The 15,806-nt window shown below is 45.4% G+C and carries 12 protein-coding genes; 2 read left to right on the top strand and 10 right to left on the bottom strand.

Going from position 1 to position 15,806, the window contains the following annotated elements:
* Positions 1-392: 392 nt before the first annotated feature.
* The gene (gene rpiA / locus FAM09_RS24165; protein ID WP_136579737.1) at positions 393-1,076 is read left to right on the top strand and encodes a ribose-5-phosphate isomerase RpiA; all 684 of its coding nucleotides are present in this window, start codon (positions 393-395) and stop codon (positions 1,074-1,076) included.
* Between the two features lie 174 nt (positions 1,077-1,250).
* Positions 1,251-2,690 carry an aminotransferase-like domain-containing protein gene (locus FAM09_RS24160; RefSeq protein WP_136579736.1) on the top strand — a complete coding sequence of 480 codons (1,440 nt, stop codon included), beginning with the start codon at positions 1,251-1,253 and terminating at the stop codon, positions 2,688-2,690.
* A gap of 145 nt (positions 2,691-2,835) precedes the next feature.
* On the opposite strand, the gene mobA is transcribed toward FAM09_RS24160, so the two are convergent.
* The 10 genes from mobA to nirD form a co-directional block, all read right to left on the bottom strand.
* Positions 2,836-3,426, bottom strand: a complete 591-nt coding sequence (gene mobA / locus FAM09_RS24155; RefSeq protein WP_136579735.1) for a molybdenum cofactor guanylyltransferase — start codon at positions 3,424-3,426, stop codon at positions 2,836-2,838.
* Positions 3,427-3,459: 33 nt separating this feature from the next.
* Positions 3,460-3,747 (bottom strand): SelT/SelW/SelH family protein, encoded by a 288-nt coding sequence (locus FAM09_RS24150; protein ID WP_136579734.1) that lies wholly within the window; start codon positions 3,745-3,747, stop codon positions 3,460-3,462.
* Between the two features lie 117 nt (positions 3,748-3,864).
* Positions 3,865-5,355, bottom strand: coding sequence for a rubredoxin (locus tag FAM09_RS24145; protein WP_136579733.1), 1,491 nt, complete (start codon positions 5,353-5,355; stop codon positions 3,865-3,867).
* A gap of 91 nt (positions 5,356-5,446) precedes the next feature.
* On the bottom strand, positions 5,447-8,968 hold the full coding sequence (locus tag FAM09_RS24140) for a nitrate reductase (RefSeq protein ID WP_136579732.1): 3,522 nt from the start codon (positions 8,966-8,968) through the stop codon (positions 5,447-5,449).
* 183 nt (positions 8,969-9,151) lie between these two features.
* On the bottom strand, positions 9,152-10,459 hold the full coding sequence (locus FAM09_RS24135; RefSeq protein WP_136579731.1) for a NarK family nitrate/nitrite MFS transporter: 1,308 nt from the start codon (positions 10,457-10,459) through the stop codon (positions 9,152-9,154).
* A gap of 147 nt (positions 10,460-10,606) precedes the next feature.
* Positions 10,607-11,476, bottom strand: a complete 870-nt coding sequence (locus FAM09_RS24130) for an ABC transporter ATP-binding protein (protein ID WP_136579730.1) — start codon at positions 11,474-11,476, stop codon at positions 10,607-10,609.
* Between the two features lie 37 nt (positions 11,477-11,513).
* On the bottom strand, positions 11,514-12,296 hold the full coding sequence (gene ntrB, locus FAM09_RS24125) for a nitrate ABC transporter permease (RefSeq protein ID WP_136579729.1): 783 nt from the start codon (positions 12,294-12,296) through the stop codon (positions 11,514-11,516).
* Between the two features lie 33 nt (positions 12,297-12,329).
* The gene (locus tag FAM09_RS24120) at positions 12,330-13,553 is read right to left on the bottom strand and encodes a CmpA/NrtA family ABC transporter substrate-binding protein (protein ID WP_136579728.1); all 1,224 of its coding nucleotides are present in this window, start codon (positions 13,551-13,553) and stop codon (positions 12,330-12,332) included.
* A gap of 26 nt (positions 13,554-13,579) precedes the next feature.
* Positions 13,580-15,121 carry an alginate export family protein gene (locus FAM09_RS24115; protein WP_243751769.1) on the bottom strand — a complete coding sequence of 514 codons (1,542 nt, stop codon included), beginning with the start codon at positions 15,119-15,121 and terminating at the stop codon, positions 13,580-13,582.
* A 264-nt stretch (positions 15,122-15,385) separates the two neighbouring features.
* On the bottom strand, positions 15,386-15,742 hold the full coding sequence (gene nirD, locus FAM09_RS24110; protein ID WP_136579726.1) for a nitrite reductase small subunit NirD: 357 nt from the start codon (positions 15,740-15,742) through the stop codon (positions 15,386-15,388).
* Between the last annotated feature and the right edge of the window lie 64 nt (positions 15,743-15,806).

The following is a 15,806-nucleotide window of genomic DNA, read 5'->3' as shown; positions in this document are numbered from 1 at the left end:
TACAACAGCGTGTCTCGAACTAAAATCACTTTACACTTGGGAGGGTTAAACTGAAGCGAACTTTACAGTTTTAGCAATTATACTAATAAGGCTTTACAAGCCTGAAGGCTATTTAAAGGCTACTTACAAGCTAGTGTATGCCGTAAAGAGGCGCTTTAGAAGGCAAAATAAAAGTGGAGAGGCTTCGGCGGGCATACTCACAACTCACCTTGTTTTATTCACCATTGACCATTCACCATTGACCCTCCTTACTCATTTAAGCGATCGCAAAATTCAATATTCCTTATAAGTTGTTTATATGACCGTATAATGGCCACTAAATTGTTAATACTGCTTATGGGAATGTTACTCTCTATTGTTAAATTAACAATTTTTCAAATTATCTTCATTATATGCTTACGCAGGAAGAGATCAAGCAATTAGTAGCTAAACAGGCGGCACAATTGGTGCAAAACAATATGACCATTGGTATTGGTTCAGGATCTACGATCTTCTGGCTCATTATGGAGCTGGGTAAGCGGGTAAAGGGCGGGCTTTTCTTCAGGGCTATTCCCACTTCCAGAAAAACCGCTGCCCTGGCTGCCCAGTGCAATATTCCGCTGGCCGAACTGAACGCCGTAACCAACATAGATATTACCATCGATGGCGCCGATGAAATTGATCCGCAGTTGCAATTAATAAAAGGCGGTGGCGGCGCCTTATTGCAGGAGAAAATGGTAGCGGCCGCTTCGCGCGAACTGCTCATCCTTGCCGACGCCTCAAAACTGGTAAAGCAACTCGGCAAATTTCCATTGCCATTAGATGTAATTCCCTTTGGCTGGAAACAGGTACAACGTCATATTCGCGAGACTTACCACGTAGAAGCTATTTTGCGCATGGAAGACGACCAGCCTTTTATTACCGATCATGGTCATTATATACTCGACTGTCCCTTTCAGCATATTGAACACCCCGATATCTTAACGTATGATCTCAATGCCATCCCCGGCGTTGCAGATAATGGCCTCTTTGTAAATATGGCCGATATTGCCCTCATTGGTTATCCCGATGGGAAGATGGAGACGAGGCATAGATGAAGAATGTGCTAATGAATTGTGAAGGCTGCAAGCTATAACTAAGCTGCAGGCCTAATGCAGAATAGTAATTATCGAATTATCACATTATCCAATTATCAAATTCTGTTTTCCACCCTTGTGTATCAGATCCAATTTTCGTAACTTTAAGTATATCAGATTCACTATATCACATTCATGCACAAAAACAAACTGAGCGGGGCAGATCACCTGTACCTGCAGATCGCCGAGGGGTTGGAGAAAATGATCCACAATGAAATATTGAAGATCGGCGATAAGCTGCCTTCGGTACGCATGCTGAGTGATGAATACGGCATCAGCATGGGTACGGCCTTCCAGGCATATTATTATCTCGAAGGAAAAGGATTGATCGAGTCACGGCCCAAGTCGGGTTACTATGTTCGCTTCAATCAAAAACGTTTTCCTGCTTTACCCGCTGCGCCGAAACCGGAAACGCTTGCCGGTACCATCAGTGTAGATGAAATGGTGGCCGCCGTTTTTAAAAAACTGAGCGCTACCGATGTCACCAACCTGGCTATAGCAGCGCCGGCCATGGAACTGTTGCCCGCGGCCAAATTGAATAAATCGCTCGTGCATGCATTTCGTCATTCGGCAACCAGTTGTATTACGTATGAAGAGGTACAGGGTAACCTGGAATTGCGCAAACAGGTTGCGCGGATGGCGTTTAACTGGGGTGGAAAAATTACAGCGAACGACGTGGTGATCACCGCCGGATGTATGGAAGCCCTGTCGCTCGCCCTGCAAACAGTTACCCGACCGGGTGATACCGTAGCCATTGAAACGCCTACCTTCTTTGGCATCTTCCAGGTAATGGAGTCGCTGGGATTGCACGTTATTGAAATTCCAACCGATGCGGTTACCGGTATCGACCTGAATTACCTGGAGCAGGCGATTAAAAAAGAAAACATCAAGGCCTGCGTGTTCGTTCCCAGCTTTAACAACCCGCTCGGCTGTTGCATGCCCGATGAAAATAAAAAGGCATTGGTTGAACTGATCACCAAACATCGCATTCCATTAATTGAAGATGATATTTATGGGGAGTTGTATTTTGGTCATCACCGGCCGCGCTGTTGCAAAACCTATGATACCGAAGGCTGGGTATTGTATTGCGCTTCTATCAGCAAATCGCTGGCCCCCGGCTATCGCATCGGGTGGACCATTCCCGGCCGCTTTAAGGAACAATTCACTCGTTTAAAAACGCGGCACACGATCACCGGGGTTACCATTACCCAACATGCCATGGCGCATTTCCTAAGCATAGGCCGGTTCGATTATCACCTGAAAAAATTACGTACGTCCCTGCATACCCAGCAACTGCGCTATGTACAGGGCATACTCGATTATTTTCCGCCCGACACCAAGGTGTCGAGACCCCAAGGCGGTTTTGTATTGTGGCTGGAACTGAATAAAAAAGTGAATACATTTCAACTATACCAGGAGGCGATGAAATACCAGGTTTCGGTTGCGCCGGGGAGAATTTTTTCCATGCGCGATCGCTATAGCAACTATATGCGAATTGGTTATGGCCAACCGTGGAACGATGGGGTGGAACGTGGACTGAAGATATTAGGTAGCTTAGTTAAAAAAATGGGATAGTGAAATGAAGAATTAAAAATGAAAAACAGAGAAATGAGGAAGGCCGGAAAACAGAAGAATATTGAATACCCAATATCGAATAATGAAGTAAGTCGTTCCGGAGCTGTATTTCTCGATGCCTTTATACCTCGTTGCCTTCTTCCCCCTAATGCTCAAAATACGCCTCGATATCTGCATTGGAGTTATAATTGCGAAACACGTGAGGAATGCGGATGGGTAACCGCAGTGTATGCCCTTCATCGAAAATGGCTTGCAGACTGTAATTTTTCAATCGCCCGATCATAATGCGACCTGCCACTTTTTCCAAACCGGTGCGGGTATATATGCCGCAAAAAGGCTGTGCAAAATCGGCATCCTGGTATACATAAAAATCATACTGGTTATCGCGCATGTATTCCTGTAACAGATGATTGATGGAACCGGCATCCAGATCGAGCATGTCGCAAGCCAGTAACAGCAGGTCTTTATCAGGAAATTGCTGATGAACGCTGAGCAGTCCTTTTAACGGGCCTTCCACTTCAGCATTGTCAACCACCAATAATTCGGGAGAAACTTCTTCAACATACGTGAGCACCTGTTGCTGATTAACCGAATACACCACCGGCAGGTGGAACATGGCCAGCTTCTCATGCATATGTTTAGCCCATATGGTATTACGAATCGGCAACAGCCCCTTGTCGGAGCCCATGCGCTTGCTTTCGCCGCCACATAATATTACACCTAACAAGTTTTCCATAATTATATACTGGGAAGGTGATCAATCAAGCTATCAGTCATGTACTTTGCGATCTGCGTGCCCGAGGCTTTTACCCGGCGCCACCACATCACGCACCAACTGCTTTACTTCTTTAATTTCCAGGAAACCGCCCACCTCTTTACGATCAAAAACCTTTTGTTCCCCGATGCAAATAGTATACCGGCCACTTACTTCACTGGGTTTAAGTAACACACCCTGCAACTCATCTGCAAAGGTGGTTAACAACTCCTGTGCCATATACGCAGCCCGCAGCAACCATCCGCATTTCGGACAATATTCTATAGTTATAGTGGGTTTCATGGAACAAAGATAAGGGTTCAGGGGTCAAAAGCACAAACGTCCCTAAATCCAGTCCCGGACTTGATTTGGAGGAGAAAAAAGGAATGTTAAATATGATGAATTATTGATACGTTGCCCTTAGGCTTTAGCCACCTCCGGTTTTACTACCTGAAATTCTGATTTCCCGGCCTCACACACCGGGCAATGGTATGCATCTGGCAACTGACTGAATGACGTACCGGGAGCGATACCATTTTCGCTATCCCCGTATTGTTCATCATACACCGTAAAGCAATGCCTGCACTGGTAAATAACGGGTACATTCACCGCTGATTTGGCAACAGGCTCCTTCACCACTTCCTGCCGGTACACATTGTGTAGAATTTTATCTGCTTCTTCGGTAGTAAGATCATAAAAGTATTTGCAGAGCGCGATCAGGTAAGCGCCCAGTTCTTCCTTCAGCACCCCTTTGCGAAATAAGATATATTCCCTTGAGTTGGGATTAAAATCCCTGGTGTACATTATATCGTACCGGTTCATGGCCGCGCTTTTATTGCGGCTTGTATTGAACTGTTTCGCTATTACAACAGCACCAAACAAACCGAACAAGCCCGATTTCTGTTTGGTTTTGATAGCGAAGCTCAGTCCATATGTACGCACATCGTCTTTATCAAATTGACGGATAATATATCGCTTTAAATTCAACCCCTCTTCACTCAGGTCCTCGATCTGCCAGTTCAGTTCATTGGCGGCATGACGCACATTGATGCGGTACTTGTTCAACACAATGTCCCAGGCGGCACGATCGTTTTGGGCAATACCTTTTACAATAAGCGATTTCCACGGTGTTATATATAACTGACCTACCTTGGTCTTCAAACATATTGCAGCAATATCTTTTAAAAACGAAACGGGGAAGCACTCATCGCGCCGGTAAATGCCCAGCCATGTTTTTTCGCCATACCGGTTAAACCCTTCGTAATAAGGCAGGGCAAATTGGGGAATGCCCAACTCGGCCGCAACGGGTTGCATGATGAATTGTTCTTTGGCATGCACCAGGTTATACAGGGCATCACCATCGGTCAATGTGCTATTTTTTATGATCGCTTCTTCCAACAACCGGGTTATGCGGGGAATATCGTCTGAATAGATCAACCCTTTCCAGCAATAGATAATGGTGGTCCTGGGAAAACGAACATACAAATACCAATAGTTGCTTAGCGGTGACGATATAAAATTGATGTTACCGGTAAAGAACGGAATGAAACTTTGACTGGCATCAACCAGGTTCAGCTTCAACCGCGGGCGATAATCAAACAAACCCAGAATATCTTTATAAACGCCTTCACTTAACCAGTTGGCGTTTTGAAATACATCTTCTGCCACATACGAAGTAAGAATATTGGCATGCTCATCGCGATTCACTTCATAAAAAACACCCAGTTGATCCAGCTCGTTGCGGAATTCTTTCTCATTGGCGCTATCGGCCCGGCAATACAATTGCTGGCGGTTACCGAATTGCACCTGGTCTACGCCACATCTTTCAGCAGCTTCCATCCATGCATGCAGATCGCCGGCAGCCACGATGCCACCCGGCAGGTTGATTTTTATATGATGATACTTGCGCATAAAATCGGTTTGTTGTTTGTGGTTTATGGTTTGTGGTTCTTCAACTTGTAGCGCCGCTGCCTTGTTGCCTCGATGGCTCGTTGCCTTTCTATTATTTCACCAACAAACCGTTAGTCACATTTGCCAATGTTTCTTCCAGAATCCTTTGCACTTCGGGCCGGCACGAACCGCAGCCGGTACCCGCGCCCGTTACAGAGCACAATTGCTTGAGATCAGTGCAACCTTCATTGATCTTATTCTTCAGATTGTCGCTGCCCACGTTATTACAACTACATACCAGCTTACCCAATACCGGTTCTGCTTTTTTACCGCTGCGGAGTAATTGCAGGCGCTTTTCATTCAGCTCAATCTTATTGGCGATCAGTTCCCTGAACTCCTGGAACTCACTTTTGTCGCCTATTAAAATAGCGCCTACCAACCGGTCATGGTGAATGATACATTTTTTATAATAACGTTTGGCTTTATCCAGGAAGATGATCTCTTCGTAATCCTGTTCGTTCGGGCATTCCGGTATACCTATGCTACAAAGATCGAAGCCATGTATTTTAATAATGTTCATGAACAGGCTACCGCCATAGAAGGCTGCGATATCGCCTTGTAAATATCGAGCCACTATATGCGCCTGCTGTTCCGCTGCGGCAGTAATACCATACAGCATGCCTTCAAACTCGGCAATTTCACCAATAGCGAAAATGTTTGGATCGCTTGTTTGCAGGCGTTCGTTTACAATAACCCCACGCTGGCAATGCAGGCCGGTTTCTTTGGCCAGCTCAATATTGGGAATAGTACCAATGGCAAATACCAGGGCGTTACAATTGATCACCACGCCGCTTTTCAGGCGTATACCGGTTAACTCACTGCGGCCATAGAACAACGTCACTTCATCATCGTAATAAATATCGCACTGATGATCCGACATTTCTTCGTGCAGCAACTGGCTTCCCAATGGGTCTAACTGACGATCGAGGAAACGCGAGATCCGCTGTACGATGGTAACCTTGATATCTACTTCACGCAACGAAGCCGCCAGCTCAAGACCAAGCAATCCACCACCTACGATCACTACATGGCCATCGCGCGGTACGTGGTTCTTGAATTCATCGGCATCGGTACGACTGCGCATGGTGAAAATACCTTTTAACGCAGGCACATTACGGGGAACTGCTGCACGACTACCGGTTGCCATCAACAACACATCATAATAAGTAGTACGGCCGGTAGAATCTACCACACATTTATTTTCCCGGTCGATCTTCTCAACGCTCACGCCTTTATGCAACTTGATATTATAACCGGGCTCTTCCGATTCCTTCATTTTGATCAACTGCTCCCAGCTTTGGGTACCGCTGATGTAATCGGGCAACATCACCCGGTTATAAAAAGGAAAATTCTCTTTGCTGAAGATCACCAGTTCATCTTCACTGTTCATTTCGCGGTACGATTTCACAAAACCAAATGCACCGGCGCCGGCGCCAATGATCACAATGCGCTGGCGTGGCTTTTTATATGGCGCTACCTGTACGGCGCAGAATTTAAAATCAGGTTCTTTTGAAATGGGATCTATCATCGGGCTGGTAACATTATTTGCCCGGTTGAGGTCGTTGTTCAGGATCTTGCCCCAGTGCATGGGCAGAAATACAACGCCTTTTTTTATTGTGTTGGAAACAGTGGCTTTTACGCGCACTTCACCGCGACGCGAGCTTACAATGGCAATATCACCGTCTTTCAAATGCAGGCGGCGCGCATCTTCGGGATGAATTTCCAAAAATGATTGCTGAATATGTTGCTTCAGTTTATTCACCTTACCGGTCTTGCTCATCGTATGCCATTGGTCGCGTATACGGCCGGTGGTTAGAATAAACGGAAAATCGCCATCTGGCTTTTCACTGGTGAGGTCATCAGGCACCGGGTGAATGACGGCTTTGGCAGAAGGTGTATAAAAAGTTTTGTCAGTAAACAAGCGTACAGTGCCCTGGCCTGTTTCCCCTTTGGGATACGGCCATTGCACTGACCTCCTGTTTTTTAACGTACTATAATTTAACCCACTAATATCGATATTGGTGCCGGCAGTCAACTGCACATGTTCATCATAGATAGCCGATGCATCGGCATAGTCGAAACCATGATAGCCCATTTTCTGAGCAAACCGGCAGATAATTTCTGCATCCGGTAATGCTTCACCGGGTGCATCAACAATTTTATTCAGGTAAGCAATGCGTCGTTCAGAATTGGTCATGGTGCCCTCTTTCTCCGTCCAGGTGGCGGCGGGCAATATAACATCTGCATATTTCAGGGTTTCGGGGCGATTGCTCATATCCTGCACTACCACAAACTTCGCTTTCTTCAAACCTTCTTCCGCGGCCCGTACATTCGGCAAACTGATCAGCGGGTTGGTGCAAATGATCCAGATGGCTTTTAACCGGCCATCATTCAATGCATCGAACATTTCTGTTGCGGTAAGACCGGCCTTTTCAGAAATGTGCGTGCCACCCCAGAACTGTTGTACTTCTTCGCGGTGTTTGGGATTGGCCAGGTTACGGTGCGCCGGCAACATGTTCGATAAACCGCCCACCTCACGTCCACCCATGGCATTCGGCTGTCCCGTTAATGAAAACGGACCAGAACCCGGTTTTCCAATATGGCCGGTGATAAGATTGAGGTTAATAAGGCTGAGGTTTTTGTTTACGCCAATCGCGCTTTGGTTCAACCCCATCGTCCACATGCTGATGAAACCTTTGGCATTACCAATATGTTGTGCCGCCAGTTTAATGGTCACTTCATCGATGCCACAGATCTGTGCAGCTTCTGCCAGTGTTCTTTGAAATACGATCTTTTTATATTGTTCAAATCCTTCCGTATGATTCTTAATAAAATCAAGATCCACATCCCCGTTCTCGATCAGCAACCTGCCAATAGCATGGTTCAACGTAATATCGGTGCCGGGGTTCAGTTGCAAATGCACATCAGCTAAAGAACAGGTGTCAGTTTTACGCGGGTCGGCAACAATGATCTTTACATTCGGATTCGCCGCTTTATGCGCTTCTATCCGTCGCCATAAAATGGGGTGACACCAGGCCGGATTGGCGCCGGTGATGAAAAAGCAATCTGCCGCTTCTATATCATCGTAACAAACGGGCACGCTGTCTTCGCCCAATGACATCTTGTAACCTACCACGGCGCTGCTCATGCATAACCGGGAGTTGGTATCGATGTTATTACTGCCAATAAACCCTTTTATCAATTTATTGATCACGTAATATTCTTCGGTGAGACATTGCCCGGATACATAAAAGGCTACGGAGTCAGGACCATACTTATTGATGAATGTTTTGAATACAGCCGCAGTGCGCTCCAACGCCTCATCCCATGAAACGCGTTGCATGGGCATGTTCTTATTGTAGCGCATCTGCGGGTACAGCAAGCGATCGCTTTTATCATTGATAGTATAATGCAGATTCATGCCTTTGCTGCACAACATGCCTTTATTGACCGGATGTTGCTTGTCGCCTTCAACCGTAATATTCCCTTTCTTATCCTTATTTACTACCACGCCACATCCAACTCCGCAATAGCAGCAGGTGGTGGTCATTGATTCGGGATGCTGATTATTCATGATTATACTTTAGAAACGTTGAATATTGAATGTCGAACCTGCCTGCCGGCAGGCAGGTATTGAATATTGAAATAACACCCGACACTTTATTACTCATTGTTCCTTATTTTATTTTTTCCTTGCTTTTGTTTTTTCTTTCCCTTCAACAATCGACGTTCAATATTTAATATTCATCCGTTTTATCTATGCTCTGGCCAGGGCCGCGTCGTCTTTAATATTTGTAGCCGACTGCACTTTATTTGAAGTACGCAAATGGGTAACCAACACCACCAACCCAACTACGGCTACACCAATACCTATATAATAAAAAGCCTGAGAATAAGAAATGTTCTTTGATTTAAACAGGAAGCCTACCAGCATGGCGCCGATGTTTCCACCCGCACCAACAATACCCGCTACACTACCGATCGCATCTTTATTTACAAATGGTACAATTGAATAAGTTCCACCATTAGCCATTTTCAGGAACAAGGCAAATATTAACATGGAAACAATAGCCATTGGCAAGGTGCCCGCTTTGGCAAAGAGAATGATACCAATACCTTCCAGCACCAGGAAGCCGGCCAGCAACAATCCTTTACCGCGCAAGCCATATATTTTACCAACTTTGTCGCTGAAAATACCACCCAGCGCCCGGGCAAAGATGTTCATGAAACCGAAGATGCTGGCCAGCGCGCCGGCCATAATAATGCTCGCTTTGAAATTATCTACGAAGTAAGTAGCGGCAACGTTATCAACGGTGATCTCAATACCGAAACAGGCGGCATAAGCAATTGCCAGCACCCATGTTCTGTAATCTTTTAATGCTATTACAAAAGTGCCTTTCTTTTTTTCTTTTGTCTGGCGTTTGATCTCATTGTAATTACCATTCGGGGTGTCTTTGGTAAAACGGTAATACAGGAATGCCATTATCAACAATATAACGCCCGGTACTATCATGGCAATGCGCCATGAATTGGCTTTGTCAATATAACCGGCGCCAACAAAAGCGGCAGCGATCAATGGCATTGCAATTTGGGTAATACCACCACCCAGGTTACCCCAGCCACCGGCAACGGCATTTGCAGTACCTACTACGTTAGGTGCAAACATTACCGATGTATGGAATTGGGTAATTACAAAGGAGGCGCCAATGATACCGATGATCAAACGGAACAGTAAGAAAGATTCGTAGCTGTTGGCAAAGCCAATACACATTACCGGGATAGCGCCTATCACCAGCAAAATGGTGTACGACAAACGGGGCCCCAGCGTATCGCACAAACGACCGATGATCAACCGTGCAATTATGGTAGCAGACACCGATGCGATGGTAATATTACCTACCTGCTCTTTGGTTAAATGCAATTGCTCGCGTACGATCGGCATCAGCGGCGCAATGCCGAACCAGCCAAAAAAGCAAAAGAAAAAAGTTAGCCAGGTAATGTGGAAAGTGCGCATCTGTATGCCCTTACCCGAAAAAATGTTCAGCTTTGCAAGCGGTTGATTCATGATTCAAAAATTAATACTGTTTTAAAAAAATTAGCTTTGTTTGTTTTGGTTACCCGGTAAACTGGTAACCGATTACCAGTTTACCGGAATTGGGTTTATTGTTCCTGTGAATAGTCTTGTGAACTTGTCACTTCTCAACTTATCAACTCAATCCTTAATATCAGCTATAGAGAACTTGTCGATTAGCAGGTTCAGCAGTCTGTCATGCGTTTGCATGTAAACCGGATCATGCACGATATCTTTTTTATTGCGCGGCCGCTCCAGGGGAACCGGCACAATCTCTTTGATCGTTGCTTCCGGACCGTTATTCATTACCACTACCCTGTCGCTCAAAAAGATGGCTTCTTCAATATCATGGGTAACCATCACGATCGTTTTTTCCCGGTTGTCGAGGTTCCATAATTTCAGCAACTCTACGTGCATATTACTTTTGGTCAATGCATCGAGGGCCCCAAACGGTTCATCGAGCAACAGGATCGAAGGGTTGATGGCGAAAGCACGGGCAATGGCCACACGCTGTTTCATACCACCTGATAATTGTCCAGGCAATTTGTCTTTATGATCCCACAAATGCACGGTTTTCAGATTGCGTTCAACCAGTTCTCTTTTTTCCGCTTTCGACAGTTCTTTCAATGCAGAGTCAACGGCTTCATAAATATTCCTGTACACCGATAACCAGGGCAGCAGGGAATAATTCTGGAAAACAATGCCTCTGTCGGGCCCCGGACCGAATACTTTTTTGCCATTGGCAATTACTTCACCGGTCGTGGGTTTAACCATGCCGCTGATAGTTCCCATGAGGGTTGATTTACCACAACCAGAGTGACCGATCAGCGAAACGATCTCTCCTTTTTGTACAGTGAGGGAAATTTCCTTCACCGCGGTATATGTTCCTTTCGGTGTTTTAAAACTTACGGTAACATTATTGATCCCTATTGCGGTTGTGGGTGTCAATACCGGTTCCAAAATGGAATCGGCAATATTTTTTGTCGCTATGTTAGTGGTTGCTGTGCTCATTGTTTATCGGTTTTTAACGCGTTAAAAAATTAATTGACTATACCGCATAGGTGAACCGCTTTTGTAAACTGGTAAATATCCGGTCGAGCAACAGCCCAACCGCTCCTATGATCAGGATCGCCACCAGGATCTTTCCTATACTACCGCCGTTAAACCCTTCTTCCCAAACAAAATACCCGAGACCGATACCGCCCGATAACATTTCACCGGCAACGATCACCATCCAGGCCACGCCTATCGACAAACGCAATCCGGTGAAGATATGAGGTAAGGTATAGGGCAACATTATTTTGGTTATATACTTCCAAACTGAAAATCCGAATGCCTTGCCTACATTTTTATGGTCCTGTGGTATGCTCGATGCGCCAAAGGACGTATTGATGAGCGTTGGCCACAAAGAGCAAATGAAGATCATAAAGATGCTGGCTTTGGGCGAATCCTGGAAAATGGCCAGTCCCAGCGGAAACCAGGCCAGTGGTGACACCGGCCTTAAGATCTGTACAATGGGATTGATGATATTCATTGCGATGCGGCTGCTGCCCAATACAAAACCCAGCGGAATGGCAATTAAACTGCCCAAACCGAAACCGATACCCACACGTGCCAAAGAGCTTAACAGTTTTATACCAATGCCCTTGTAATCGGGATCATTCTGCCAGGGATTGGTCATTACTTCTTTAAAGGTTCCCCATGTTGCCACCGGCGAAGGGAGCTCGCCTTTTGTCATACGAGAAACCATATCCCACATCCCCAGCAACAACAGCATTCCTGCTACGAAATACACCACCGACCATCCTATTTTTATTGCTTTTGCTTTCATTGTTTTAACAATTGAATGGTTACTTAATTGGGTTTATTTTGGCGAAGCAGCGATGTACGCTTTCGGGTTATTAGGATCAAATGGCACCGCTTCAATGTTCAACTTGAATGGCTTCATATCATCTGCAGGAACCGGTATGTTCATGCTCTTCGCTACTTCAGCATACAAGTCGTCCATGATCAATTTATCAGCGATCTCTTTATAATTGCCCGGCAATGCACCGATATAACCAAACCGTACATACTGCGACATTGCCCAAATACCATGTGCTTTACGGGGCGCATTTACAAAACCGTTGTTATGGAACAACATATAATCGTCTTTATACTTTTGCACACCCAGCTCACAACCCAGGTCAGTGCTTCCCATCAGGCGGGCTTCCAGCACTGAAGCCGGCGCATTCACATAATTAGGGCGTGAAAGAAATTGAGCGGCTTTTTTGCGGTTACCCATATTGTCGAGCCATTTACAGGCTTCCAATATCGCCATCATTACTTTCTTCAGGTCTTCGCGGCTGCCTTCGGCAAATGCCTTGTTAACCACCAGTGCTTTTTCAGGGTGATGTTTCCAGATATCCTGCGTAGCGATGTGGGTGAACCCAACATTTTGTGCAGCGGCAACACCGTTCCAGGGTTCGCCTACACAATAGCCTTCCATGTTATCAACCCGCATATTGGCAACCATTTGCGGCGGCGGAATGGTAATGATCCCTACTGACTTAGAGCTAATACCACAGGCAGCCAGCCAGGTGCGTAACCAAAGATCGTGTGTGCCACCGGGAAAGGTTTGGGCAAAGGTTACTTCCTTCCGGGACTGTACCGATTTTACAGCACCGGCTACTTTTTTAATTTCTTTAAACCCAACCAGGCCGCAGAAATCTTTGGAAAGCGTAATGGCCTGGCCATTGTTATTCAACATCATCGCAATGCGCATTTCTGAACCGGCTTTACCGCCAATGCCTGTGTACACAGAGAAAGGCATTGAGAACAAACAATGAGCGCCATCGAGCTCTCCGTTTAAAATTTTATCGCGCACATTGGCCCATGATGCTTCCTTAGAAACCTGTACATCGAGCCCATATTTTTGAAAGAACCCCATTTCCTTGGCGATCACCAGCGGTGCGCAATCGGTTAAAGGAATAAACCCCAGCTTTATAACTTTTGCCGGCCGGCTTGCTATGCGATGTACAAACGAGGTTGATATCACAAAAACAACCAGCGTAGCTATTAGTATTTTTGATATTTTATAAATTTTCATTGTTGTTTGATTTTTAAAGGCCATGATTATTGTTTAATTGCCACGGGTTTTGTAAAGAAGAAATCGGGACGGATGTTGATCATCAGGTAAGCCCAATTGGCATTGTGCCTCGCCTGGTCCATGGTTCCTCTTTTAACATACTCGGTACTGTTGTTTGCCTTCATGAATGAGTAACCGAGCTCCAGCGTGGTAAATTTGTTTAGTGAATAATTGGCTATAAAATCAAACTCGTATCCTAAATTTTTATCGATAGTAGCTTTATCGGGGTCAGCGGCATTCGCTACATTTTCTGCCAGCCTGAAGTTGTGCGCATCGAGGCTCAGGAAAAATGCATTGGCCTGATATTTTACTTTAAAGTAATAATCCTGTAAACCACCTACGGGTGAGCCGGTTCCTACATAATAGTAATCCATGTAGCCCCAATGTTTATGCGGTGTTCCGTACAGGGGATCGAAGCGATGATTTTCGGTGCCTGGTGTTGTAGGCGTATTACCCGATAAATAATCGTAACCGGGGCCAAAGCTGAACTTGCCTTTTTGTAAGGTAAGTGATGCAGTATAATGCGAAGCGGTCAGGTCCTTTCCATCGCGGTCTTTACCACTTTGAAAATAGGCGCCCACCTGCCATTGCTTTTTCAAGCCTGATGCATTACCGATGGTACCATTGATCATGAGGCCGTAAGTAAGGCGGCTATTCACACCTTTTACATCATATCTTCTGCCAAATACATAACCTGATGAAGCGCCCCCCACTGAATCGAGACGGTATTTTGAGAAATCATCTTTAAAGAAAAGTCCCGCAAATTTTGTTTGACCGAACTTGCGGCTTATATACGCCATTTGCATGGATTTATATTGCTGGTTCATACCATTGGTGCTAACGGCATTGGCCAGCACCGGTGAACCTGTGAGGCTGCTTTTTCCGCCCATAGTGCCAGTAGCCGAAAGCGGTATGAGGCCTGCAGGCGTTGCAACCAGCGCACCCATTGAATTGGTAACATAAGGAGGTACGTTGCCGGCGATATAATTAGTTCCTGTAATTCCAAACCCATCGCTGTTCTGGTTAAATCCTACTCCCAGGTCAACCTGCCAGCCATGGTGCAAAGCTTTAATCAGTAAGGCATCGTGACGGCGCGCCTGTTGTAACCAGTCCAGGTCGCCCAGTAAGCGCACATCATCATATATCAAAGCCTGGCGGCCTATTTTAAAAGAAAGATTGTCGATACCTTTTGTTTTAATGGTGGTATCAGCCACATTCATCAGGGTAACTTCTGCCCAGGCTTCATGAACCATCAGCTTGTTTCCGTCGGCGTTATTGATAGAAGAAGCGTCTTGTCCCCACACGCGGATATCCTGAACAGATAAATTGAAGTTTACACGGTCCCATTTGTACCCAAACGTTAAACGGGCCCGTTGAGAGGTGAAAAAAGCAGCGTCAGTACCTTTTACATTGAGTGTTCCGAGCCCATCGCGTACTTCTGAACGCGTTCTCAGTTGCCCCTGCAATGAAAATTGAGCGGTACTGTTAAATGGGTTCACTAAAAAACACACAATTCCGGATACTGCCATGAAAATTAATTTTTTCAACATACTTTTGTTTTGGTTTTTTTAAGATGATGATTCATTTTAAAATTTGCTTACCCCGGTTAGACTGCCATCTGCCGGGGTTTTTTAATCGGCTTTAGTGTTCTTTGATCTTACCATACGGTTATTTTTGTTAAGCAATTGGTTTAAAATAAGGCAGGCAATCGTTAATTAACTCATTAGCAGGCAACCGATAGATCATCAACTCTACAAAACCCGCCCCGCGACCGGGGCTTCACCTTTTAATTGTTATGCATTGTTTTCTACACCTATATACACCCAGTCGTTTTCAATTTTTACGGGATAGGTTTTTATATCACCACAATCATCGCCACTCAAACATTTTCCGGTAGTCAGCGAAAACGTTTTCTTGTGGAATGGGCATGCCACTTTAGGTTCACTGTTTTGCGTACCGATCATACCGCGGCTTAAAGCCATTTGCTGGCGGTGCGGACACATATTCTGCGTAGCATACCACTCACCGCGGCGGCTAAAATTGAACAAAGCGATTTGTTCCTCTTGGTATTTTACACATACACCACCGTTTTCGGGTACGTCTGTAGTACGGCAGGCTAAAAACCAGGTAAGTACATTTTCTTGTATCATAGCATCTTCATTGTGTTTACAAAAAATTCCCTATTCAGCTTTCACTGATCATTTTTTCAAATGG

This window comes from Niastella caeni, from assembly GCF_004834005.1.
GTDB lineage: Bacteria > Bacteroidota > Bacteroidia > Chitinophagales > Chitinophagaceae > Niastella > Niastella caeni.
The sequence above is the reverse complement of the archived record's forward strand: the minus strand, read 5'-3'. Positions and strand labels throughout refer to the sequence as shown.

What these genes read in the sequence shown, in the direction of transcription:
- rpiA (WP_136579737.1), top strand. Translation starts at nt 393, where the DNA reads ATGCTTACGCAGGAAGAGATCAAGCAATTAGTAGCTAAACAGGCGGCA.
- FAM09_RS24160 (WP_136579736.1), top strand. Translation starts at nt 1,251, where the DNA reads ATGCACAAAAACAAACTGAGCGGGGCAGATCACCTGTACCTGCAGATC.
- mobA (WP_136579735.1), bottom strand. Translation starts at nt 3,426, where the DNA reads ATGGAAAACTTGTTAGGTGTAATATTATGTGGCGGCGAAAGCAAGCGC.
- FAM09_RS24150 (WP_136579734.1), bottom strand. Translation starts at nt 3,747, where the DNA reads ATGAAACCCACTATAACTATAGAATATTGTCCGAAATGCGGATGGTTG.
- FAM09_RS24145 (WP_136579733.1), bottom strand. Translation starts at nt 5,355, where the DNA reads ATGCGCAAGTATCATCATATAAAAATCAACCTGCCGGGTGGCATCGTG.
- FAM09_RS24140 (WP_136579732.1), bottom strand. Translation starts at nt 8,968, where the DNA reads ATGAATAATCAGCATCCCGAATCAATGACCACCACCTGCTGCTATTGC.
- FAM09_RS24135 (WP_136579731.1), bottom strand. Translation starts at nt 10,459, where the DNA reads ATGAATCAACCGCTTGCAAAGCTGAACATTTTTTCGGGTAAGGGCATA.
- FAM09_RS24130 (WP_136579730.1), bottom strand. Translation starts at nt 11,476, where the DNA reads ATGAGCACAGCAACCACTAACATAGCGACAAAAAATATTGCCGATTCC.
- ntrB (WP_136579729.1), bottom strand. Translation starts at nt 12,296, where the DNA reads ATGAAAGCAAAAGCAATAAAAATAGGATGGTCGGTGGTGTATTTCGTA.
- FAM09_RS24120 (WP_136579728.1), bottom strand. Translation starts at nt 13,553, where the DNA reads ATGAAAATTTATAAAATATCAAAAATACTAATAGCTACGCTGGTTGTT.
- FAM09_RS24115 (WP_243751769.1), bottom strand. Translation starts at nt 15,121, where the DNA reads ATGGCAGTATCCGGAATTGTGTGTTTTTTAGTGAACCCATTTAACAGT.
- nirD (WP_136579726.1), bottom strand. Translation starts at nt 15,742, where the DNA reads ATGATACAAGAAAATGTACTTACCTGGTTTTTAGCCTGCCGTACTACA.